The sequence below is a fragment of the Arthrobacter sp. Leaf69 genome (genome assembly GCF_001422645.1).
In the GTDB taxonomy this organism is placed as follows: domain Bacteria; phylum Actinomycetota; class Actinomycetes; order Actinomycetales; family Micrococcaceae; genus Arthrobacter.
This window is the reverse complement of the sequence record NZ_LMLR01000011.1, coordinates 50,320-70,731: the sequence shown is the minus strand read 5'-3', so window position 1 is coordinate 70,731 and position 20,412 is coordinate 50,320. Positions and strand designations below refer to the sequence as shown.

General features: G+C 67.3%; 21 protein-coding genes and 1 tRNA gene. 4 read left to right on the top strand and 18 right to left on the bottom strand.

Annotated features, from left to right (window positions below; all coding sequences use genetic code 11):
• Positions 1-25: 25 nt before the first annotated feature.
• The 11 genes from ASE96_RS09800 to ASE96_RS09750 form a co-directional block, all read right to left on the bottom strand.
• On the bottom strand, positions 26-421 hold the full coding sequence (locus tag ASE96_RS09800) for an FKBP-type peptidyl-prolyl cis-trans isomerase (protein ID WP_056429429.1): 396 nt from the start codon (positions 419-421) through the stop codon (positions 26-28).
• A 42-nt stretch (positions 422-463) separates the two neighbouring features.
• Entirely contained in the window at positions 464-1,396 is a 933-nt protein-coding gene (locus ASE96_RS09795; protein ID WP_056429427.1) for an FKBP-type peptidyl-prolyl cis-trans isomerase, read from the bottom strand.
• A gap of 109 nt (positions 1,397-1,505) precedes the next feature.
• On the bottom strand, positions 1,506-2,870 hold the full coding sequence (pafA, locus tag ASE96_RS09790; RefSeq protein ID WP_056429425.1) for a Pup--protein ligase: 1,365 nt from the start codon (positions 2,868-2,870) through the stop codon (positions 1,506-1,508).
• A 1-nt stretch (position 2,871) separates the two neighbouring features.
• Positions 2,872-3,579, bottom strand: coding sequence for a proteasome subunit alpha (prcA, locus tag ASE96_RS09785; protein ID WP_056429423.1), 708 nt, complete (start codon positions 3,577-3,579; stop codon positions 2,872-2,874).
• A gap of 1 nt (position 3,580) precedes the next feature.
• On the bottom strand, positions 3,581-4,411 hold the full coding sequence (prcB, locus tag ASE96_RS09780) for a proteasome subunit beta (protein WP_056429422.1): 831 nt from the start codon (positions 4,409-4,411) through the stop codon (positions 3,581-3,583).
• Between the two features lie 89 nt (positions 4,412-4,500).
• On the bottom strand, positions 4,501-4,704 hold the full coding sequence (locus ASE96_RS09775; RefSeq protein ID WP_056429993.1) for a ubiquitin-like protein Pup: 204 nt from the start codon (positions 4,702-4,704) through the stop codon (positions 4,501-4,503).
• A gap of 88 nt (positions 4,705-4,792) precedes the next feature.
• The gene (gene dop, locus ASE96_RS09770) at positions 4,793-6,403 is read right to left on the bottom strand and encodes a depupylase/deamidase Dop (RefSeq protein WP_156367573.1); all 1,611 of its coding nucleotides are present in this window, start codon (positions 6,401-6,403) and stop codon (positions 4,793-4,795) included.
• 59 nt (positions 6,404-6,462) lie between these two features.
• A complete protein-coding gene (gene arc / locus ASE96_RS09765) occupies positions 6,463-8,247 on the bottom strand; it encodes a proteasome ATPase (RefSeq protein WP_056429418.1) in 1,785 nt (594 codons plus the stop codon).
• 82 nt (positions 8,248-8,329) lie between these two features.
• The gene (locus ASE96_RS09760) at positions 8,330-9,427 is read right to left on the bottom strand and encodes a tRNA (adenine-N1)-methyltransferase (protein ID WP_056429416.1); all 1,098 of its coding nucleotides are present in this window, start codon (positions 9,425-9,427) and stop codon (positions 8,330-8,332) included.
• A 121-nt stretch (positions 9,428-9,548) separates the two neighbouring features.
• Positions 9,549-10,757, bottom strand: coding sequence for a site-2 protease family protein (locus ASE96_RS09755; RefSeq protein WP_056429414.1), 1,209 nt, complete (start codon positions 10,755-10,757; stop codon positions 9,549-9,551).
• Positions 10,750-11,496 (bottom strand): HAD family hydrolase, encoded by a 747-nt coding sequence (locus tag ASE96_RS09750; protein ID WP_056429412.1) that lies wholly within the window; start codon positions 11,494-11,496, stop codon positions 10,750-10,752. The genes ASE96_RS09755 and ASE96_RS09750 overlap by 8 nt, the downstream gene beginning before the upstream one ends.
• 130 nt (positions 11,497-11,626) lie before the next feature.
• On the opposite strand from ASE96_RS09750, the gene ASE96_RS09745 reads away from it, so the two are divergent.
• Positions 11,627-12,532: a PAC2 family protein gene (locus tag ASE96_RS09745; protein ID WP_056429410.1), complete on the top strand. Its 906-nt coding sequence runs from the start codon at positions 11,627-11,629 to the stop codon at positions 12,530-12,532.
• A gap of 86 nt (positions 12,533-12,618) precedes the next feature.
• Here ASE96_RS09745 and mshC read toward each other — a convergent pair whose 3' ends face one another.
• Together mshC and ASE96_RS09735 are read right to left on the bottom strand one after the other, a co-directional pair.
• On the bottom strand, positions 12,619-13,905 hold the full coding sequence (gene mshC / locus ASE96_RS09740; protein ID WP_056429409.1) for a cysteine--1-D-myo-inosityl 2-amino-2-deoxy-alpha-D-glucopyranoside ligase: 1,287 nt from the start codon (positions 13,903-13,905) through the stop codon (positions 12,619-12,621).
• Between the two features lie 15 nt (positions 13,906-13,920).
• On the bottom strand, positions 13,921-14,754 hold the full coding sequence (locus ASE96_RS09735; protein ID WP_056429407.1) for an undecaprenyl-diphosphate phosphatase: 834 nt from the start codon (positions 14,752-14,754) through the stop codon (positions 13,921-13,923).
• Between the two features lie 52 nt (positions 14,755-14,806).
• Between ASE96_RS09735 and ASE96_RS09730 the strand changes: the two genes are divergently transcribed.
• Complete coding sequence (locus ASE96_RS09730; RefSeq protein ID WP_056429405.1) at positions 14,807-15,742, top strand: aldo/keto reductase; 936 nt, start codon at positions 14,807-14,809, stop codon at positions 15,740-15,742.
• A gap of 31 nt (positions 15,743-15,773) precedes the next feature.
• Here the strand turns inward: ASE96_RS09730 and ASE96_RS09725 are convergent, their stop codons facing one another.
• On the bottom strand, positions 15,774-16,040 hold the full coding sequence (locus ASE96_RS09725; protein WP_056429402.1) for a hypothetical protein: 267 nt from the start codon (positions 16,038-16,040) through the stop codon (positions 15,774-15,776).
• A gap of 39 nt (positions 16,041-16,079) precedes the next feature.
• Between ASE96_RS09725 and ASE96_RS09720 the strand changes: the two genes are divergently transcribed.
• Positions 16,080-16,313: a DUF5703 family protein gene (locus ASE96_RS09720; protein ID WP_024366712.1), complete on the top strand. Its 234-nt coding sequence runs from the start codon at positions 16,080-16,082 to the stop codon at positions 16,311-16,313.
• 19 nt (positions 16,314-16,332) lie between these two features.
• Here ASE96_RS09720 and ASE96_RS09715 read toward each other — a convergent pair whose 3' ends face one another.
• On the bottom strand, positions 16,333-17,544 hold the full coding sequence (locus ASE96_RS09715; RefSeq protein WP_056429400.1) for an acyl-CoA dehydrogenase family protein: 1,212 nt from the start codon (positions 17,542-17,544) through the stop codon (positions 16,333-16,335).
• Positions 17,545-17,563: 19 nt separating this feature from the next.
• Positions 17,564-18,868 carry a M20/M25/M40 family metallo-hydrolase gene (locus ASE96_RS09710; RefSeq protein ID WP_056429397.1) on the bottom strand — a complete coding sequence of 435 codons (1,305 nt, stop codon included), beginning with the start codon at positions 18,866-18,868 and terminating at the stop codon, positions 17,564-17,566.
• 164 nt (positions 18,869-19,032) lie between these two features.
• On the opposite strand from ASE96_RS09710, the gene ASE96_RS09705 reads away from it, so the two are divergent.
• Positions 19,033-19,115, top strand: a tRNA-Leu gene (locus ASE96_RS09705).
• A gap of 74 nt (positions 19,116-19,189) precedes the next feature.
• On the opposite strand, the gene ASE96_RS09700 is transcribed toward ASE96_RS09705, so the two are convergent.
• Positions 19,190-19,591 (bottom strand): hypothetical protein, encoded by a 402-nt coding sequence (locus ASE96_RS09700; protein ID WP_056429396.1) that lies wholly within the window; start codon positions 19,589-19,591, stop codon positions 19,190-19,192.
• 253 nt (positions 19,592-19,844) lie between these two features.
• The gene (locus tag ASE96_RS09695; protein WP_056429394.1) at positions 19,845-20,348 is read right to left on the bottom strand and encodes a DUF805 domain-containing protein; all 504 of its coding nucleotides are present in this window, start codon (positions 20,346-20,348) and stop codon (positions 19,845-19,847) included.
• Positions 20,349-20,412 lie beyond the last annotated feature (64 nt).

The window sequence follows — 20,412 nt, the reverse complement described above, 5'->3', positions numbered from 1 at the left end:
TGCGAGGATAGGGGGCGGGTGGGGACTAGCGGACGGCGACGAGGTCGACCACGAAGATCAGGGCCTCGTTGGGGCCAATTGCCCCGCCCGCGCCACGGGAGCCGTAGGCCAGCTCGGACGGGATTTCCAGCCGGCGGCGGCCGCCGACCTTCATGCCCAGCAGGCCCTGGTCCCAGCCCTGGATGACCTGGCCGACGCCGACCCGGAAGTCGAGCGGTGCGCCGCGGCCCCAGGAGGCGTCGAACTCTTCGCCGGTGGACCAGGCCACGCCGACGTAGTGGGTGGAGACGGTGTCGCCGGCCTTGGCTTCGGCGCCGTCGCCCTCGATGAGGTCGGTGATGACTAGCTCGGTGGGCACGTCGCCTTCGGGGAAATCAATTTCCGGCTTCTGGCGGTCGAGGTTGCGCTGTCCAAATGACATGGTTACTCCTTCTAGCGTGGCTTGAGTGGTGAGGTGTGGTGGCTACTTGACGCCGAGGATGTCGACGACGAAGACGAGGTCGCCCTTTGCCTCGCCCTGGCCCTTCGCGCCGTAGGCAAGGTCCTGGGGAATGACCAGGAGGACCCGGGAGCCGACCGTCTTGCCGGTCAGGCCCTGGGTCCAGCCCTTGATGACGCCGGTGAGCGGGAAGGAGGTCTTCTCGCCGCGGTCAAAGCTGGAGTCGAAGACCTTGCCGCTTGACAGTGCCACACCGACGTAGTTCACGGTGAGGGTGTCGGTGGCCTTGACCTCCGGGCCGGTGCCCTTGATGAGGTCCTGGGAGACGAGGGCCTTCGGGGCGGCTACGCCCTTGACGGAGATCTCCGGGACGCCCTTGTCGTTTTCCTTGACGGTCGGCAGGCCTGCCGGCGGCGTCACGGTCTCGCCCTCGGGCTTGTCGAGTACCTTGGGTGCGTCCTTGGCGGAGATGACCTTGACGACGAGGAGCTGCGTGGGCTGCGCCTGGGCGCCCTCTGCCGCTGCCTGGCCGGGAACCGCGAGGGCCAGGTGGGAGCCGATCTTCGAGCCGACGAAGGCGTTGTAGATGACGGGGCTCTCGGTCTTGAGCGCCTCGTTGAGTTCGAGATCCTGCGGGGCGTCCGGGAACGTGTCTTCCAGGGTGGAGCCGTCCTTGCCGCTCAGGGCGACGATGGAAATTCCGGCGATCTGGTTGGCCTTGACCCGGTCACCGTCACCCTCGGTGACCACCTTGACGGTGGGTTCCTTGACGTCGAGGGGCTTGGTGAATTCAACACCGGGAGCCTTCTTGTCGCCGTTCTCCGTCAGCTTGAGGGAGTCCAGCTTGGCGGTCTCGCCGGCGGACTGGCTGGTGGGTTCCGGGGCGGCTGGTTCGCCGCCGCCGCAAGCGGTCAGCAGCAGCAGTCCGGGAAGAAGAATTGCTAATAGTCGGCGCACTTAAGAACTTTCGTCGGGGCAGGATGGACGCCTCGCCGGGCATGTGCCAGCGGCAAAGCAAGCGTGGCCGCGAACGGCACCCCTCCAGAATAACGCGGAAAGCTGGGTATCAGCCCATAGAGTTCAGCAGGGCATCCACCCGTTCGTCGACGCTGCGGAACGGGTCCTTGCACAGCAGGGTCTGGTGGGCGCGGTCGTTGAGCTTCAAATGCACCCAGTCCACGGTGTAGTCGCGCCCGAGTTCCTGCGCCCGGCGGACAAAGTCGCCGCGGAGCTTGGCCCGGGTGGTCTGCGGCGGGGCGTCCACCGCGTCCTTGACCGCGGTGTCGTCCACCACGCGGCGCACGGCCCCGCGGGACTGCAGCAGGTAGTAGAGTCCGCGGGTGCGCGAGATGTCGTGGTAGGTCAGGTCCAGCTGGGCGATCCGGGGCGCGTCGAGGCCGAGGTTATGCCGGGCGCGGTAGTTGTCCATGAGCTTCTTCTTGATGGCCCAGTCCACTTCAGTGTCGATCTTGCTCGTGTCGCCGCTTTCGATCGCGTCAAGCGTGCGCTCCCAAAGGTCCAGGATCAGCGGGACGTGGGCGTTGTGGGCGCCCTGCTCCGCGACGAAGGCCGTGACCTTGCCCAGGTATTCGCGCTGGATTTCCAGGGCGGTGAGCTGCCGGCCGTTGGCGAGCCGCACCAAGGCGCGTCCGCTGAGGTCATGGGAGATTTCCCGGATGCTGCGGATGGGGTTCTCCATCCGCATGTCGCGCATGATGACCCCTGCCTCGATCATCCGCAGGATCAGGTCAACGGTCCCCACCTTGAGCAGCGCCGTGGTCTCGGACATGTTGGAGTCGCCAACGATCACGTGCAGCCGCCGGTAGAACTCGGCGTCGGCATGCGGCTCGTCGCGCGTGTTGATGATCGGGCGGGACCGCGTAGTGGCGGAGGAGACGCCTTCCCAGATGTGGTCGGCCCGCTGGGAGAACGCGAAGGTGGCTCCGTGGGGGGTCTTGAGAATCTTGCCCGCGCCCGCAATGAGCTGCCGGGTCACGAGGAACGGGATCAGGATCTCGGCGAGCCGGGAGAATTCCCCGCGCCGCGGGATGAGGTAGTTCTCATGGCTGCCGTAGGAGTTCCCGGCGGAGTCAGTGTTGTTCTTGAACAGGTAGACGGTGCCGTTGAAGCCCTCCGCCGCGAGCCGTTCCTGCGCTTCGTCGACGAGGTCGTCCAGGATCAGCTCCCCGGCCCGGTCGTGCGCGATCAGCTGGGCGAGGTCGTCACACTCCGCGGTGGCATACTCCGGGTGGGACCCGACGTCGAGGTACAGCCTGGACCCGTTGGTCAGGAACACGTTGGAGGACCTCCCCCAGCTGACCACCTTGCGGAAGAGGTACCGGGCCACCTCCTCGGGGGCCAGCGGACGGGACTCCGGGCTCGAATAGGAAATCCCGAACTCGGTCTCGATGCCGAAAATGCGCTTGTCCATCTCAGTTCTCCTCAGCCAGCAATGCCGTGATGTCTGCGTCCTCAAGCCTGCGGAAGGCGCGGCGGGTGCCGCGGCTGCTTTCCGAGCCGCGGTCCAGGACGGCCACCTCCACGGCCGACGCCGGCAACGTGGTGGTTTCCTTGTCCGCGACGAGACCGGCCAGGGCCAGTTTGATGGCGCCGGCAAAGTCGAGTTCGCCCTGCCAGCCCGCTGCGACGGCCTCGGAGACCTTGTCCGCCTGGCCGCCCATCACGATGAAGCCGTTCTCGTCGGCAATCGACCCGTCGAAGGTCAGCCGGTAGAGGTGGTCCTCTGCCGGGGAGGACCCCACCTCGGCCACGGCCAGTTCCACTTCGAAGGGCTTCTGTTCCGCCGTGAACACAGCCCCCAGGCTTTGCGCGTAGACGCTGGCGAGGCCCCTGGCCGTCACGTCTTCCCGGTCGTACGAGTAGCCGCGCACGTCGGCGTAGCGCACTCCGGCCTGGCGGAGGCTCTCGAATTCGTTGTACTTGCCCACGGCGGCGAACGCGATTTTGTCGTAGATCTCGCCGATCTTATGCAGCGAGGGTGACGGGTTCTCGGCTACGAGGGCGATCCCGTCGCGGCAGCTGATGACCACCACGGAGCGCCCGCGCGCGATGCCCTTCCGCGCGAAATCCGCGCGGTCCTTCATCAGTTGTTCGGGCGATACGTAGAACTGCTGGGTCATCTCAGGCCTCCCGCTGGGCCACGGCCCTGGATTCAATGATGGTGCCGGCCACTGCCGCGAGCTCACGCTCCGGCACCCGGAAGGCACCTGATCGGTTGACGAGGTAAACCACCGGCCACAGCTGCCGGACCGGGTCCGGTCCGCCCGTGGCGGAATCGTCGTCGGCGGCGTCGTACAGCGCCTCGACGGCGACGGCGACGGCGTCCTGCTCGGAGAGGTTGGGCCGCCAGAGCTTCTTGAGCGCGCCGCGGGCGAACACGGAGCCCGACCCGACGGTGTGGTGCTCCTGCTCCTCATACCGGCCGCCGGTCACGTCGTAGGAGAAAAGCCGTCCGACGCCGGCGGGACGGTCGAAGCCTGCGAAGAGTGGGACTACCGCGAGGCCCTGCATCGCCATCGGCAGGTTGCTGCGGATCATGGCACCGAGCCGGTTGGCTTTGCCGTCAAGGCTCAGGATCGTGCCTTCGATCTTCTCGTAGTGTTCGAGTTCGACCTGGAACAGCCGGGTGATGTCCAGCGCGATGCCCGCGGTCCCGGCGATGCCGAGCACCGAGTACTGATCGGCCGGGAAGACTTTCTCGATATGCCGGCTGGCGATGACGTTGCCCATGGTGGCGCGCCGGTCCCCCGCCATCAGGACCCCGCCAGCGTAGCTCAGCGCGACAATGGTGGTCCCGTGCGGTGCCTGCAGCGGCTGGGCGGTGCCCGCTGCCGTGGCTCCCGCCGGAAGGTGCTGGCCGAACGGCAACAAGTCGGGGCGTTGGCGCTGCAGATGTTCAGTGAAGGAGGACGTGGCGTTGGCTGCTACCTGGTTGGCTGTGGTTTCCTGCACTGGTGCACTCCCTCAACGTAGTGAATCAACGACTTCCGGCCCTCAGCCCTGTCCCGGCGCAACCCGTGGGCCGCCGTGCCCTGGCCGTTCTACTGGCCGCCCTTTTGGACGAACGCGCGGACGAATTCCTCGGCGTTGGACTCCAGCACTCCGTCGATCTCATCGAGGAGATCGTCGACGCCCTGGGTGGCGGCCGACGCCTGTCCCTCAGCGGGAGCCGGCGGGGCGGCGGGGACGTCCTCGTCGACCTCGGTGTCCCGCGACTTCGGCTGTTGCTGCTCCTGGCCTGCCATTGTTTTCTCCTTCTGTCCGTCCCCCGTGGCGAGGGACTTCCTGTAAGCCATATTGCCACGCCAGGGGGCTCTGCGGGGCGCTTTGTTCCTAGGAACCGGGTGGGAGTCCCAGCAGCTCGGAGAGGAACGGTCCGGCCTCCCGGTGGCGGGCGAAGAGCCCGCCGGTGAGTGCCTCGGTTCCGCGCAGCGGCTCCCGGGTGGGGACCCGTTGCAGCCTGCCGCGGCCGGGCACATCGAAGATCACGGAGTCCCAGCTGGCGCCGACCACGTCTGCTCCGAAGCGGCTGATGCAGCGGCCGCGGAAGAACGCCCGGGTGTCCGACGGCGGTTCGGTGACCGCCCGCTGGATCCTGGTGTCGTCGACGAGCCGCTGCATGCGGTCCCGTGCCAGCATGCGGTAGTAAAGCCCCTTTTCGGGCCTGATATCCGCCCACTGCAGGTCCACGAGGCCCAGCCGTGCGTGGCCCCAGTCCAGCCCGTCGCGGTCCCGGTAGCCCTCCAGCAGGGAGAGCTTTGCGAGCCACTCCACGGAGGACGCGGCGGCCGCGCGGTCGCTGCCCAGTTCCGTCAGCGTCGCCGACCAGCGTTCCAGGACTTGATGCGTGTGCCCGTCCCCGTCCACGGCGTCGGCGACACCGGTGTCCTGGGCGTGCTTCGCGGCCGCTTCGTAATAGATCCACTGCAGGTCCAGGGCGGTGATCCGCCGTCCGTCGAGCAGCCGCAGCGTGGCCGTCAGCGAGGTGTCATGGCTGACGGCCTGCAGCGCGGCCACCGGCTCGTGGACTTCAAGCTTGGGGGCCAGGCCGGCCTCGATCAGGCTCAGCACCATCGCGGTGGCCCCGAATTTGAGGTAGTTGGAGGCCTGGCTGAGATTGGCGTCGCCGATGATGACGTGCAGCCGCCGGTACTTGTCCGCCGTCGCATGGGGTTCGTCGCGGGTGTTGATGATGGGGCGGCGGATGGTGGTCTCGAGGCCGACTTCGGTCTCAAAAAAATCCGCCCGCTGGCTGATCTGGTACCCGGGGCGTGACCCGTCCTGTTTCATGCCGACCCGGCCCGCCCCGCAGATAATCTGCCGGGTGACGAAGAACGGTGTCAGCCCGCGGACAATGTCCCCGAACGGGACGTTCCGCGGCATCAGGTAGTTCTCGTGGGACCCGTAGGAGACGGACTTGTTGTCGGTGTTGTTCTTGTAAAGATTGATGGGGGGCAGTTCAGGGTCGGCCGCCAGCCGGCGCACCGCGGCCAGGGCCACGAGGTCGCCTGCGGCATCCCAGGCGACGGCGTCGAGCGGGCTGGTCACTTCCGGGCTGGAGTACTCGGGGTGGGCATGGTCGACGTACAGCCGGGCGCCGTTGCCGAGGACCATGTTCATCAGCAGGGTCCCGGATTCGTCCTCGCCGTCGGCCTCAAGTTCTTGCCGCCCGTACGCGAGGGCGACGGCCTCGGCGTCGAGGACGGGAGGCTGGTCGGTCAGCTGGTCTGGGTCGGCCTGGCTGCGCTCCAGCGTCCACCCGCGGGCATCGTGCAGCGGTTCCTCGTCGGTGTAGTCCCAGCGGGTTTCGGCTCCTCCGGCTGCGCGCTGCCTGGTCACCTGGGCGTAGGCCTGGATCACCCGGGCGGACATCATCGTGGCGTTGGCGCCGGGTGCGGAGGGTGCATGAATGCCGTACTCCGTCTCCGAGCCCATCACCCGCATGGCACCGCCGACCGGCAGCCCGCCGGACACGCCGGCCGGCTTGCCGGGCACACCAGCCGTCACAGGTACTGGCCCGTGTTCGGCATTGTCTCGATGGACTTGCCGGGCTCCTGCCCGGCCTTGCCCTGGACGATGGTGCGGATGTAGGTGATGCGTTCGCCCTTCTTGCCCGAGATCCGTGCCCAGTCGTCGGGGTTGGTGGTGTTGGGCATGTCCTCGTGCTCGCGGAATTCGTCGACGACGGCGCGCAGCAGGTGGTCGATCCGGATGCCCTTCTGGCCCACGGTCAGCAGGTCCTTGATGGCGTATTTCTTGGCCCGGTCCACAACGTTCTGCACCACGGCGCCGGAGTTGAAGTCCTTGAAGTAGAGCATTTCGGTGTCGCCGTTGGCGTAGGTGACCTCGAGGTATTCGTTGGACTTGTCGGTGGAGTACATGGCCTCGACGGTGCGCTGGACCATCGCATCCACAGTGGCCTGGACATCGCCCTGGTGCTCGGCGAGGTCGGACTCGTGGAAGGGCAGGTCAGCGGTGATGTACTTGTTGAAGATGTCCGCGGCGGCTTCCGCGTCGGGGCGGTGGATCTTGACCTTGACGTCCAGCCGGCCCGGCCTGAGGATCGCAGGGTCGATCATGTCTTCGCGGTTGGACGCACCGATGACGATCACGTTGTCGAGCCGCTCCACGCCGTCGATCTCGCTGAGGAGCTGCGGGACGATGGTCGTTTCGACGTCGGAGGAGATGCCGGTGCCGCGGGTGCGGAACAGCGAGTCCATTTCGTCGAAGAACACCACCACGGGGCTGCCCTCGGAGGCCTTCTCCCGGGCACGGGCGAAGATCAGCCGGATGTGGCGTTCGGTCTCGCCGACGTACTTGTCCAGCAGTTCCGGGCCCTTGATGTTCAGGAAGTAGCTCTTCATGTCCGTTTTGCCGGTGCGTTCGGCGGCCCGGGCCGCGAGGGAGTTGGCAACGGCCTTGGCGATGAGCGTTTTGCCGCAGCCCGGCGGGCCGTAGAGCAGGATGCCCTTGGGCGCCTTGAGGCCGTGTTCGCGGTACAGGTCCGGGTGCAGGAACGGAAGTTCCACGGCGTCGCGGATCTGTTCGATCTGCGGTCCCAGCCCGCCGATGTCCTGGTAGGTGATGTCCGGCACTTCTTCGAGGACGAGGTTTTCCACCTCGGAGCGCGGGATCTTCTCGAGGGCGTAGCCGGTGCGGGAATCGATCGAGAGGGCGTCGCCGACCCGGAGCTTCTGCGCGAGCAGGGCGCCGGAGAGCCGGACGACCCGTTCCTCGTCCGCGCGGCCCACCACCAGTGCACGGTCCGCGCCCAGCATTTCCTTCAGCGTCACCAGGTCCCCGGCCCGCTCGTAGCCCAGCCCGGCCACCACCAGCAGCGCCTCGTTGAGGAGGACTTCCTGGCCGACGGCCAGCTGGTTCATGTTGACCAGCGGGCTGATTCCGACGCGCATCTTGCGGCCGGCGTTGAAGATGTCCACCGATTCCTCGGTGGCGGCCTGCCCGCCGTTGCCGACGGAGGGATGGCGTTTCGGGTTCAGCTGCAGTACCGTGCCGAAACTGTACGGCGGCTGGCCCTCCTGGTCGAGGGCGTTCTTCAGCCGGAGGATTTCCTGCTTGGCGGCCTCCAGCATGGTGACCAGCTTGGAGTTGTTCTGCGTGGCGGCGGCGAGCTGGCGGTCAATATGCCGCAGTTTGTCCCGAAGGATATTGACCTGCCGCTCGGCCACAGACAGTTCACCGGCGCCCTGGCGGTCGCCTTCGGCCCGTGCCTGCCCTGCCGCGTCCTCTGCCGGTGTCCGGCCCGGATCGGTATTCGGAGTCTCCATCGTGCATCAGCCCCTTCCTACGCTTCTATTAAGACATTAGCCCCAAGAAGCCGGGTGCCGCTGAAGACTTCCGAAATGCGGACTACTTCGTAATATCCGGATCGTCCTTCACGTTGGTCCCGGCAATGGCGTCCCGGGCGGCCCGGCGCAGCTTCTTGTCCGACACCGCGCGCTCCCCCACGGCCCCCGGCGTCCAGGCATTGACGTCCTCTTCGTTGAAGTCCGTCTTGGACGGGCGGCGCTTGACCGAGATGCCGGTGACACCGTCGGCCAGCCGCCGGGTGACCAGCAGGAAGCCGGTGTGCGCGACCATCCGGTGGTCCGGGCGGACCGCCAGGCCTTCGAGGTGCCAGCCGCGGACCATGGATTCCCAGGCGTCGGGTTCGGTGAAGCGGCCGTCGGCGCGGATGGCCTCCGCGGTCCGGGACAGCTGGGTCACGGTGGCGACGTAGTTGATCCACACGCCGCCCGGGGCCAGCACGGTGGCGACAGCGTCGAGGCATTCCCATGGTGCCAGCATGTCCAGGACCACACGGTCCACGGAGCCGGGCTCCTCGGTGCGGACCACTTCCTCCTGGAAGTCGCCGAGCGAGATCTGCCAGGCCGGGTGCGGGCCGCCGAAGATCGTTTCGACGTTGCCGCGGGCGATGTCGGCGAATTCCTCACGCCGCTCGAACGAGTGCAGGTAACCGTTGTCCCCGACCGCGCGGAGCAGCGAGATGGACAGTGCCCCGGAGCCGACGCCGGCTTCGACGACGCGTGCGCCCGGGAAGATGTCCGCCATGGTGACGATCTGGCCGGCATCCTTGGGGTAGACGACGGCTGCGCCGCGTGGCATCGAGAGGACGAAGTCCGACAGCAGGGGCCGCAGGGTCTGGTACTGCTGACCGACGTTGTTGACCACCACGGAGCCGTCCGGCTTGCCGATGATCTCGTCGTGGTTGAGGAAGCCGCGGTGCGTGTGGAACGCCCCGCCGGCCTCGAGGCTGATCGTGTTCATGCGGCCGCGCTCGTCGGTGAGCTGCACTCGCTCGCCTTCCCGGAACGGCCCGCGGCGGCGCGCAGCGCCTACCGGGGCGGCGGCATTTGCGGTACCGGACGCCTGGGCGGTGGTGGTTGCTGCGCTGCCGGCTGTACCGGCGTCGTCCGGGCTGATGCCGGCGGCGGTGTCGCTGCTCATGAAAATGTTCCTCAATCCTGTGAAGCTGTGTGGCCGCGGATGGTGCCGGCGGTCCGGCGGCTCGTGCCCGGCGGTTCGTGTCCGGGGCTCGGGCCCGGAAATACACGACCGGCAGGTAACTCTACCGGCTTTGGCCGTCCGTCCGCTTGCCGGCGCCGGGACCCTTGCCCGTGAGGGCGCCCAGGACAGCGGCTTGCCGGAGCAGCCCGGTGACGGTTCCGTCGCGGTCGACGACGGCGTACTCCAGGCCCTCGAGTTGGGCCAGGTACTGGATCAGCTCCTGCCCCCGGGACCACTCAGGCACGTAAGCGCCCGCGCCGAGGGCGTAGGACACGGCGGTCAGGGGCGTGGCGGCGGTGGCTGCCGCGGGAACCGTGGCGACCGCGCCGGCGTCGACCACGGCGGCCGGCCGCCCGTCGGGGCGGTACAGCACGACGGCGGGGGCCGCCCCGGTGGAAGGGACATGCGCAAGGGCCAGCATGTCGGCCACGGTGGCCGACTCCGGCAGGCCCACCGCCGGTTCGGCGAGGGCACCGGCCTCCACGAGCGGCAGCCGGCCCCGCAGCCGGGCCTGCCGGATCGAGGCGCTGGCCCCCATCCACAAAAAGCCGCAGACCAGGATCGTGATGAGCACGAGTGACGTGTCCGGCTCACGGCCGCTGAGCAGGGGCAGGACAACAAACCAGCCCACGAGGCCGATCACGATGATCCGGCCGCCCCAGCCGGCAGCCACGGTGCCCTTCTCCTGGCTGCCGGTGAGTTTCCAGACCGCGGATTCGACGAGGCGTCCGCCGTCGAGCGGCAACCCGGGAAGCACGTTGAAGAGGCCGATCAGCAGGTTGGCCCAGACAAAGATATTGGCCAGGATGGCCGCGACCCCCTTGAGGTCGCCGCCGGTCAGCACCAGCCAGCCCCCGGCGGCCAGGACGAAGTTCGCTGCCGGGCCGGCCATCGCGACGAGGACGGAACGGCCGGGTGAGGCGGTGAAGCTCTCGAACTGGGTGTGCCCGCCCCAGAGGTTGAGGACGATCTTTTCGCTGGGCCAGCGGTAGATTTTGGCGGTCAGCGCGTGCGCGAGCTCATGCGCGAGGACCGAAACCAGCAGCAGGAGGGCGTAGGCGAACGCCACGACGTAGGCGCCGAGGCCCAGCTCAGGGTTGTTGGCCCGCAGCACCGGGCCGTAGACGATCACCGTGAACGCCGCGATGATGAACCACGAGTAGGCCAGGATCACCGGGATGCCGGCGATGCGGCCCAGCGGGATTCCCTCTTTCCGGCTTTGCTTCTGGGGGTCCTGCCCGCTGCGGCCGCGGGTGTCGGTGTCAGTCATGGACGGGATCCTGCCCGGCGCGGGCCAGGCCGAAGGTGGCGTCCGGGAACTCGTGGCGCAGGGCGACGAGCTCTTCGAGGTCGGCCACGGTCCGTCCTTCCAGGGTGTCCCACATGGCGCGGCGCGGGTCGTGCGGGAGGGGCACGATGTGCGGAATGGCGACGGTCAGCACGCCGGAGGCGACGGCGGCGGCCACGCCCGGTGCGGAGTCCTCCAGTGCGATGCAGTGGTGGAGCCCGAGGTCCGGGTCCTGCTCCTGTAGCAGTTCCACCGCCGTCAGATAGGCCTCGGGATGTGGCTTGCCTTGGGTGACGGTGTCGCCGGTGACGAGGAAATCGAAGTAGGGCTTGGGCAGGCTGGCGACGATTTCCCGCGCCAGCGGCGCCTCGGACATGGTCACGAGGACACACCGGATACCCGCTGTGTGGAGTTCCTCCAGCAGTTCACGGGCGCCGGGCCGCCATGGCACGGACGTGCGGACCTGGCTGACGACGTGGGCGGTCAGGATGTCGATGATCTCGCGGCGGTCGAGCCGGACGCCGGCGTCCTGCAGGATGCCCGCGGAGAAGACAAGGGACTGGCCCACCAGCTGCATGGCCTTCTCATGGGACCACTGCCCGCCGTGCGCGGTGACCAGGGCGTGCTCGGCCTCAATCCAGTACGGCTCCGTGTCGACGATGGTGCCGTCCATGTCCCAGAGAGCGGCTTTGAGGAGGGGCTGGGCAGCTGAGGATCGCATGCTTTCCAGTCTACGGTGCGGCCCTGCGAGGGGCCTGTGACTACGCCTACGGCGAATATCACCTGCGCGTCTGCGATTCCCGGCGCTTCATTCCATGCGTGGCCCGGGTCCTTGGACGTAGGGTGAAGGGATGAATAGCTTCGAGGTAGACCCCGCGGAAACGGGCGACGTGCCCGAGCCGGAACGGCTGCTGCAGCCTGTACCCGAGGGCCAGCGCGTCACGGTGCTGCTCGCGGCCTTCGAAGGATGGAACGACGCCGGGGAAGCGGCCAGTGATGCCTTGCGCTACCTGAACAAGCTCTGGGGCGGCAAGAAGGTCGGGTCCATCGACGCCGACGAATACTACGATTTCCAGTTCACCCGGCCCACGATCCGCCGCACGGCAACCGGTGAGAGGAAGATCAAGTGGCCCTCCACCCGGATCTTCAAAGCCAGTGTTCCCGACTCCAACGTGGACGTCATCTTCGTTCAGGGCACCGAACCGTCTTATAAGTGGCGGGCGTACACCGCCGAACTGCTGGTCCATGCCGAGGCGCTCCATGTGGACTACGTGATCCTGGTCGGTGCACTTCTGGCTGACGTGCCGCACAGCCGGCCGATTCCGGTGAGTTCCTCCACCGATGACCCTGCGCTGCGCGAGCGGATGGACCTTGAGGCGTCGCAGTACGAGGGTCCGGTGGGGATCGTCGGGGTACTCGCCGAGGTCGCGCTGCTGGCCGGCCTGCCCACGGTCTCGCTCTGGGCCGCCGTGCCGCACTATGTCGCCCAGGCGCCCTCCCCCAAGGCCCAGCTGGCGCTCCTGCACCGGATCGAGGAGCTGCTGCAGGTTCCGCTCGACACGCAGGACCTTGTCGAGGAGTCGGACGCGTGGGAGCGCGGCGTGGATGAGCTGGCCACCGAAGACCCCGAGATCGCGGCCTACGTACGCCAGTTGGAGGAAGCGAAGGACACCGCCGACCTCCCGGAGGCCAGCGGCGAGTCGATCGCCCGGGAATTCGAGCGCTACCTCAAGCGCCGCGGCAAGGACAAACCCTAGGGTTCAACCCTCGGGTCCGACGCCCTGGTGTTCAACGCCTAGGGAACGACACCCGTAGGGAACGACCCCCCGTAGGGTTCGACGCCCTAGAGTTCAACGCCGAGCAGCGCGTTGACGGCGTCGCTGACCAGCGCGGCGTCTGTGGCATCGGGTGCCGCGGCGCGGCCGTCCGCGAGGGCCGCCCGGGCCCACTCATCGACGGCGGCGACGGCCCCGGGGGCGTTCAGGTCGTTGGACAGCTCCGCCCGCATCCGGGACACCAGCCCGGCTGCTGAGCCGCCGGGGGCCGCGGCGAGGGCTGCCCGCCATACGCGGAGCCGCTCCTTGGCCTCGGCGAACCCGGCCTCGGTCCAGGACCAGTCGCTGCGGTAGTGGTGGGCCAGGATGGCCAGCCGGATTGCTGCCGGTTCCTCGCCGGCGGCGCGGAGCCTGGAGACGAGGACCAGGTTTCCCTTGGACTTGCTCATCTTTTCCCCGTCGAGTCCCACCATGCCGGCGTGCGCGAAGTGTTGGGCCAGCGGCACGCCGGACAGCGAATAGGCGTGCCCGGCGCCCATCTCGTGGTGCGGGAAAATGAGGTCCGAGCCGCCGCCCTGCACCGTGAACGGGGCGGGCAGGTACTGCTGGGCTATGACGGTGCATTCGATGTGCCAGCCGGGCCGGCCCTCCCCCAGTTCGCCGCCGGGCCAGCTGGGTTCGCCCTCGCGGGCCACCCGCCAGAGCAGGGGATCCAGCGCCTGGCGTTTGCCGGCGCGGCCGGGATCGCCGCCGCGTTCGGCGAAGAGCTCCAGCATCTCGGCGTCGGACAATCCGGAGATGGCGCCGAGGGTCCAGGCGTCGGTGGCCTCGGCGGAGTGTTTGCCGGCGGCCTCGACGTCGTAATAGACGTCGCCGTCGGGCTCGCCGTCGGAGCCGGCCACCCGGTACGCGAGGCCGCGTTCCACGAGCTGTTCGATCGCGGGAACAATCAGGGGTACGGCTTCGACAGCGCCCACATAGTGGTCCGGGGCGAGGACGTTGAGGGCTTCCATGTCCGTCTGGAAGAGCTCGATCTGGCTGGCGGCGAGGTCGCGCCAGTCCACGCCTGTCGCCGTCGCTCGTTCCAGCAGGGGGTCGTCGACGTCGGTGACGTTCTGCACGTAGGAGACCTGCTGCCTGCCGTCCCGCCAGGCTCGGTTGAGCAGGTCGAAGGCGACGTAGCTGGCCGCGTGGCCCATATGGGTGGCGTCATACGGGGTGATGCCGCAGACGTACATGGACTGTTCGCCCGCTGCGCCGAGGGTGACCATACTGCCCTTGGCAGTGTCGAAGAGGCGGAGGGCAGGCATGCTGCCGGGGAGCTGGGGAACGGGGCGGGAGATCCAAGACTTCACAGCCCAAGCCTAGTGCTACGCGCTGATGACGTTGAAACCGAGGAGCAGGTACAGGGCCAGGCCGAGGAGAATCCGGTACCAGACGAAAAGCCGGTAGCTGTGCGTCGAGACGTACTTCAGGAACCAGCCGATGATGATGTACCCCACCACGAAGGCAACGGCCGTGGCGAGGGCCGTTTCCGGGAGGCTGTAGGGTCCGGTGACGCCATCCTGGGAGACCACCTTGTAAAGCTGGTACAGGCCGCTGCCGAACACGGCCGGGATCGCGAGCAGGAAGGAATAGCGGGCGGCCGCTTCGCGGGTGTAGCCCATCAGCAGCCCCGCGGTGATGGTGCCGCCGGAGCGGGAGACCCCGGGGATCAGGGCCAGGGCCTGCGCCAGGCCGTAGAGGATGCCGTGCTTGTAGGTCAGCTGGGTCAGGTCGCGGTCCTGGCGTCCGACGGCGTCGGCGACGGCAAGGATCATGCCGAAGACGATCAGCATGGTGGCGACGATCCAAAGGCTGCGGAGCACGGATTCGATCTGGTCCTGGAACAGCAGCCCCAGGACGATGATCGGCAGGCTGCCCAGTATCACCAGCCAGCCCATCCGGGCGTCCGGGTCCTGCCGGGAGACTTTGCCGGTCAGTGATCCGGCCCAGGCTTTGACAATCCGCACAATGTCGCGCCAGAAGTACACCACCACGGCGGTTTCCGTGCCGAGCTGCGTGATGGCGGTAAACGCGGCCCCGGGATCCGCCGCGTTCGGGAGGAAGGAGCCAACAATCCGCAGATGGGCACTCGAGGAAATTGGGAGGAATTCAGTCAGTCCCTGCACAAGGCCTAGAAAGGCCGCTTCAAACCAGTTCACGTAGATAGACCCTACGTCATGAAGCATTCCGAATCCCCGTAAGCTAGCTGACATGCAGCAGCGTTATGTCGGCAACAGTGGGTTGCGTGTGTCCTCCGTTTCCCTCGGCACCCTGTCCTGGGCCCGGGAAACCGATGAGCAGGATGCCTCGGCCCTGCTCCGTACCTTTGTGGACGGCGGCGGAACCCTGATCGACACGGCCGCGTCCTACGGCGACGGCCAGGCGGAGGCAATGCTGGGCGGAATGCTGGGCGACGTCGTCGCCCGTTCCGAGGTGGTCATCTCCACCAAAGCGGGACTTGCGACGTCGGATGGCCGGCGCAGCGTCGACACCTCCCGGAACGGGATGCTCTCCGGCCTGGACGCCAGCCTTGCCCGGCTCGGCACCGACTACGTGGACCTCTGGTTCGCGCATGCCTGGGACCCCAACGTCCCGCTGGAGGAGACCTTGTCCGCGCTCGAATTCGCCGTGCGCACGGGCCGCGCCCGCTACGCGGGTGTGTCCAACTTCAACAGCTGGCAGACGGCGAAGGCCGCCGCCGTCGCGGGTTTTCCGCTGGTCGCGAACCAGTCGGAATACTCCCTCCTGCACCGCTCCCCCGAAACTGAACTGGTCCCCGCCATCGAGGACGCAGGCCTGGGCCTGATGGCGTGGGGGCCGCTAGGGCGCGGGGTGTTGAGCGGCAAGTACCGCGGCCATATCCCTGCGGATTCGCGGGCGGCGCAAGCGCGGCTGGCCGGCTATGTGGAACCGTACCTTGAGGGTGCTGCGTCCAGCGTGGTGGAGGCCGTGGCGATGGCGGCGAAAGGCTTGGGGCGGACGTCCCTGGACGTTTCGCTGAGCTGGCTGCTGTCACAGCCCGGCGTCGCGACGGCGATTGTGGGGGCGCGTACGCCGGTGCAGCTCAAGGAGATTATGGATTCAACGCTGGCGCCGCTCCCGCCGCAGATCGCCCAGGCCCTGGAGGACGTGTCAAACCCCGCCTGACCGGACTATTTGGCTGGCCTCACGGCCGGACTTAGTCCTGGAGGATCTCGAGGTCTTCCTCGTCGTCGACGTCCTCGTCCTCATCCTCGTCGCTGTCGTCATCGATCACTTCAAGCGGCGTCACTTCGCCGTACGCTTCGTAGAGCGAGTCGTCGTAGACTTCAAAGGCATCAGCAACGGCGAAGAACGCTGCCTCGACCGCCGGATCCCCGGCCCCCCGGCGCGCCGACGCGGCGGCGAGGTGTTCTTCCAGGGCAGACGTCAGGGACTGAAGCGCGACACGCGGATCGATGCTCATGACTTCACGTTAGCCGGAAAAGGAAGAAAATGGAGAGCAATGAAGGAACATTTTCTCAGCAGTTCAGTCCGGCGGGAACGGGACTATGTGAGGCAGTACGAGTACCTCGTACTGACGGTAAGTCCTGAGGATTCCCTGCCCGAGGCGCGCCGCCGCCTGGTGGAGCACTCCGAGTACGGCAAGTGGGAACTGGAGCGCAGTGTGCTGTATCTGGGCGGCGGACGCCGCTTCTGGCTGCGCCGACGGGTTACCCAGGTCCAGAGGACCGTTTAGGGGTTCTGGACTCCAGCGTTTACGCCGTTTCGAGGGGTCCCAACCACGCGTTGGCCACTGTGTTGTGCGCCGACTCGTCGTCTGAGGGGTGGAACATTCCTGCCAGCACGTCGCGGTACAGCCGCTCCAGCTCCGAGCCGCGGAAGTAGCTGGAGCCCCCGGAGACCCGGATGGCCAGGTCCACGACGGTGCGGGCCGTCTCCGTCGCTCTGACTTTCAGCCCCACCAGCTTCGGGAACCACTGGCCGCCATGTTCGGCGAGGGCGTCGACGTCGGCGGCGACGCCCGACAGTTGCGGATACAGGGCGTCCATCGCCATCGCCGCGTCGGCCACCTTCCAGCGGATGTCCGGATCCTGGGCATAGCTGCGCCCGCCGTTCTTGAACGAAGTCCGGCCCTTCACGGCCTCAACGCCGAGGGTCAGGGCCCGTTCGCCGATGCCCGTGTACACGGCGGCCAGCAGCGTCTCGAAGCAGGCGAAGATGGCGAAGATCAGCGGATCCGCGTTCGGGCCGACCGGCAGCTTCCGGAAAATCCGCTCGGCGGGCACCACCGCCCCGTCCAGGACCGTAGTGTTCGACTGGCTGGCGCGCATGCCCAGGGTGTCCCAGTCGGCCAGGATCTCGTAGCCGGGGGTGTCCCTGGTGATGAAGCCGTGGACCAGCTGCCCCTCGCCGTCGCCGGCCGAGGTGTCCTTGCCGAATATCCCCAGCCGGGTCCACGCCGGTGAGAGGCTCGTGAAGATCTTGCGGCCGGTGAACGCGTAGCCGCCGCCTGAGTCCGGCGCGGCCGTGGTGCGGGAGTCGAAGAGCACCGAGTCGTTCCCCGCCTCCGAGTTGCCGAACGCGAAGATTTCGCCCTGCGCGGCTTCCTTGAGGACAAAATCCAGTGAGGCGTCGCCGCGGGCGGCCAGGACATGCGCGACGCCGGTCCACACCAGGTGCATGTTGATGGCCAGTGCGGTGGCCGGGGCCGCCGTCGCCAGCCGGCGCTGCAGCTGCGCTGCCGCCGCGAGCCCGAGTCCCAGCCCGCCGTCGGCCGCCGGGACGAAGATCTTCAGATAGCCGGCCGCGGCCAGCTCCTCAAGATCCTCGTGGAAGAAGGCGTTGTCCCGGTCATAACCCGCCGCGCGCCCCCGGATCCGTTCGAGCAGGTCATCGGGCAGGACTTCGGACAGGGCGTCGGGCAAGGCTGCGGGCAAGGCCGCAGGCAGGGAATCGTCAGGGCGCATGTGTGGTGTCTACCGGGCCTTAGTAGTTGGTGAGTAGGGTGTCCAGCACGCGTGCACCGAACTTCAGGGATTCGGTGGGGACGCGTTCGTCCACTCCGTGGAACATCCCCGTGAAGTCCAGTTCGTCCGGGAGCTGGAGCGGGGCGAAGCCGTAGCCGGTGATGCCCAGACGGCTGAGGGACTTGTTGTCCGTGCCGCCGGAGAGTGTGTAGGGCAGGACCTTGGCTCCCGGGTCCTCGGCGTGCAGGGCGTCGATCATGGAGTCCACGAGATTCCCGGCGAACGGAACCTCGAGGGAGACGTCGTTGTGGACGTAGCTGACGTCCACGCCGGTGCCGGCGAGTTCGCGGACGATCTCGAGGACGTGCTCCTCCTGGCCGGGCAGGGTCCGGCAGTCGATGAGGGCCTCCGCCGATTCGGGGATCACATTGTGCTTGTAGCCGCCCTTGAGCAGCGTGGGGTTGGTGGTGTTCTGCAAGGTGGCGCCGACAAACCGGGCCACCGTGCCGAGCTCCTTGAGGATCTTGTCGGGATCGTCAGGATCGAATTCCACACCCGTGAGTTCCGTCACGCCGTCGAGGAACTGCCGGGTGGTGGGGGTCAGCTCCACCGGCCAGCGGTATTCCCCGATGCGGGAGACCGCACTGGCCAGCCGCGTAACGGCGTTGTCGGTGTTGATCTGGGAGCCGTGCCCGGCGCGGCCGTGGGCGACGAGCCGGAGCCAGGACAGGCCCTTCTCGGCGGTCTGCAGCAGGTAGGTGCGCTGGCCGCCGATGGTCGCGGAGAAGCCGCCGACCTCGGAAATGGCCTCGGTGGCGCCGTCGAAGAGCTCGGGGCGCTTCTCGATCGCGTAGCGGGCGCCGTAGGTGCCGCCGGCTTCCTCGTCGGCGAAGAACGCGAAGATCAGGTCCCGTTTGGGTTTGCGGCCGGTGCGGGCAAAGTTCCTGAGGACGGCGAGAATCATGGCGTCCATGTCCTTCATGTCCACGGCGCCGCGGCCCCAGATCATGCCGTCCTTGAGTTCGGCGCCGAAGGGATCCACCGACCACTGGTCGCGGAGTGCAGGGACGACATCCAGGTGTCCGTGGACCACCAGGGCGCTGGCGGACGGGTCCTCGCCGGCCAGCCTGGTCACCACGCTGGCCCGGCCCGGGGCGGACTCGAAGATTTCGGCGTCCAGTCCCACTTCCGTCATCAGCCCCGCGGTGTATTCGGCAGCCGCCCGCTCCCCCGGGCCGGACCCGTCTCCATAGTTGGAGGTGTCGATCCGGATCAGTTCCTGGCAGATTCTGACGACTTCGTCCTCGGGCCTGATGTCAGTCATGTGTAACTCCTCGTGGCGTCGGCTCTGTTGCTGGCTTCAGCCTACCCACACCACCCCGCCGGACCCCGATTATTTGTTTCCGGAAAAGTCGTGCTAGAGTCTTTCTCGCTGCTTCGGAGAAATCCAAAACGCTGAAAGGCGAAATGGTTCACCGAATACCACCTGCGCGGGTGGCGGAATGGCAGACGCGCTAGCTTGAGGTGCTAGTCCTCGAAAGGGGGTGGGGGTTCAAGTCCCCCTCCGCGCACAACAGGAAAAGGCCCTGGAATCCCATGGATTCCGGGGCCTTTTTCGCGTGCCCGATAACCCGGTGCAGCCAGGTCATTCGCTGCTGGAACTCGGTTCCGGCCACTTCCACCGGCCGTCCGGCATGATCTTGTACACCACGGCGCCGAAGAGCAGATCGCTGGTTCCGGCAGGATTGCCGCCGTGCCGGACGTATTCTTCCTTGACCCTTCGTCCGCGGCGCTGCATGGCAGTCACACACCACCACAGGCCCGCAAGGCCGCCCAGTGCGATGAGGCCCATGAGCGCGTAGCCGTCCTCGACGCCGGCGCAGGCACCCACGACGAAGGTGAGGCCTCCGCCGACGGCGGCGCACACCGCAGCCTGGAGCACCACAGTGAGCCACAGTGACGCATTAGGGGGTCGGTTCTCGATCCCGTAGAGGTATTCCTCGAGTTGTTGGGTGAGGCGCTGGTTGAGGTCGTCGAGGGGGTTCACAGGGTGTTTCCTATCGGCTCGGGGAATACTTCATCCGGCGGCACGCACCACGAGACGTATACATCTTCTGTTGGGTGGGCCATCCCGCGGGGCCGGCTCTGGCTGCGGCAGCAGTTGTCGAAGTCTAGCCAGTCGTCAGGGCCCGGTGCGATTCGGCAAAAGCAGAAGGCCCCGCAGACTGATTTGGGCAGACGGCAGGGCCTTCAACTTTTGGTGCTTCCTGCGGGATCAGCTTGCTGTCCCTGTAGCCGAGCTACCAGCCATGCTGGTCGAAACGCTGCCCGGCCGGCTTGGCTTCCATCACCATAAAGACGAGCAGGATGATGCCGCCCACGAACGGCACGAAACCGAGGAGCAGCATCCAGCCGCTGAAGTTCGCATCGTGGAGCCGCCGGACCGAGAGGGCCAAGGACGGAACGATGACCGCAATGAACCAGATGGCGGCGAGGATGAGTCCGATCACCATCCCGGGACCGGGGACGCTGGTACCGTCGGCTCCCACTTCGGCGCCGGCGGCCCCGCCCACGAGCATTATGACGTTCAGTACGGCGGAGACGATGAAGGAGACCAGCGCCCACCACCAGTATTCGCTCCGGCTGGCCCGCCCGGAGAATGTGGCGTACTTCTTGAAGAACCGGCGGACGGCTGCCGGGAACGGTGCCCCGTAGTACGGCGCCCAGAGTGGCGGTTCGCCGCCCTGCCAGACCGGTTGCCCGGATTGCTGCTGAGTCTGTTGCGGATATTGCGGATAGCTCACGGTGATTCCCCCATGGTGTCAGTGTGATGAAACGAGGTCATCGTATACGGACACCCGCGGGCGG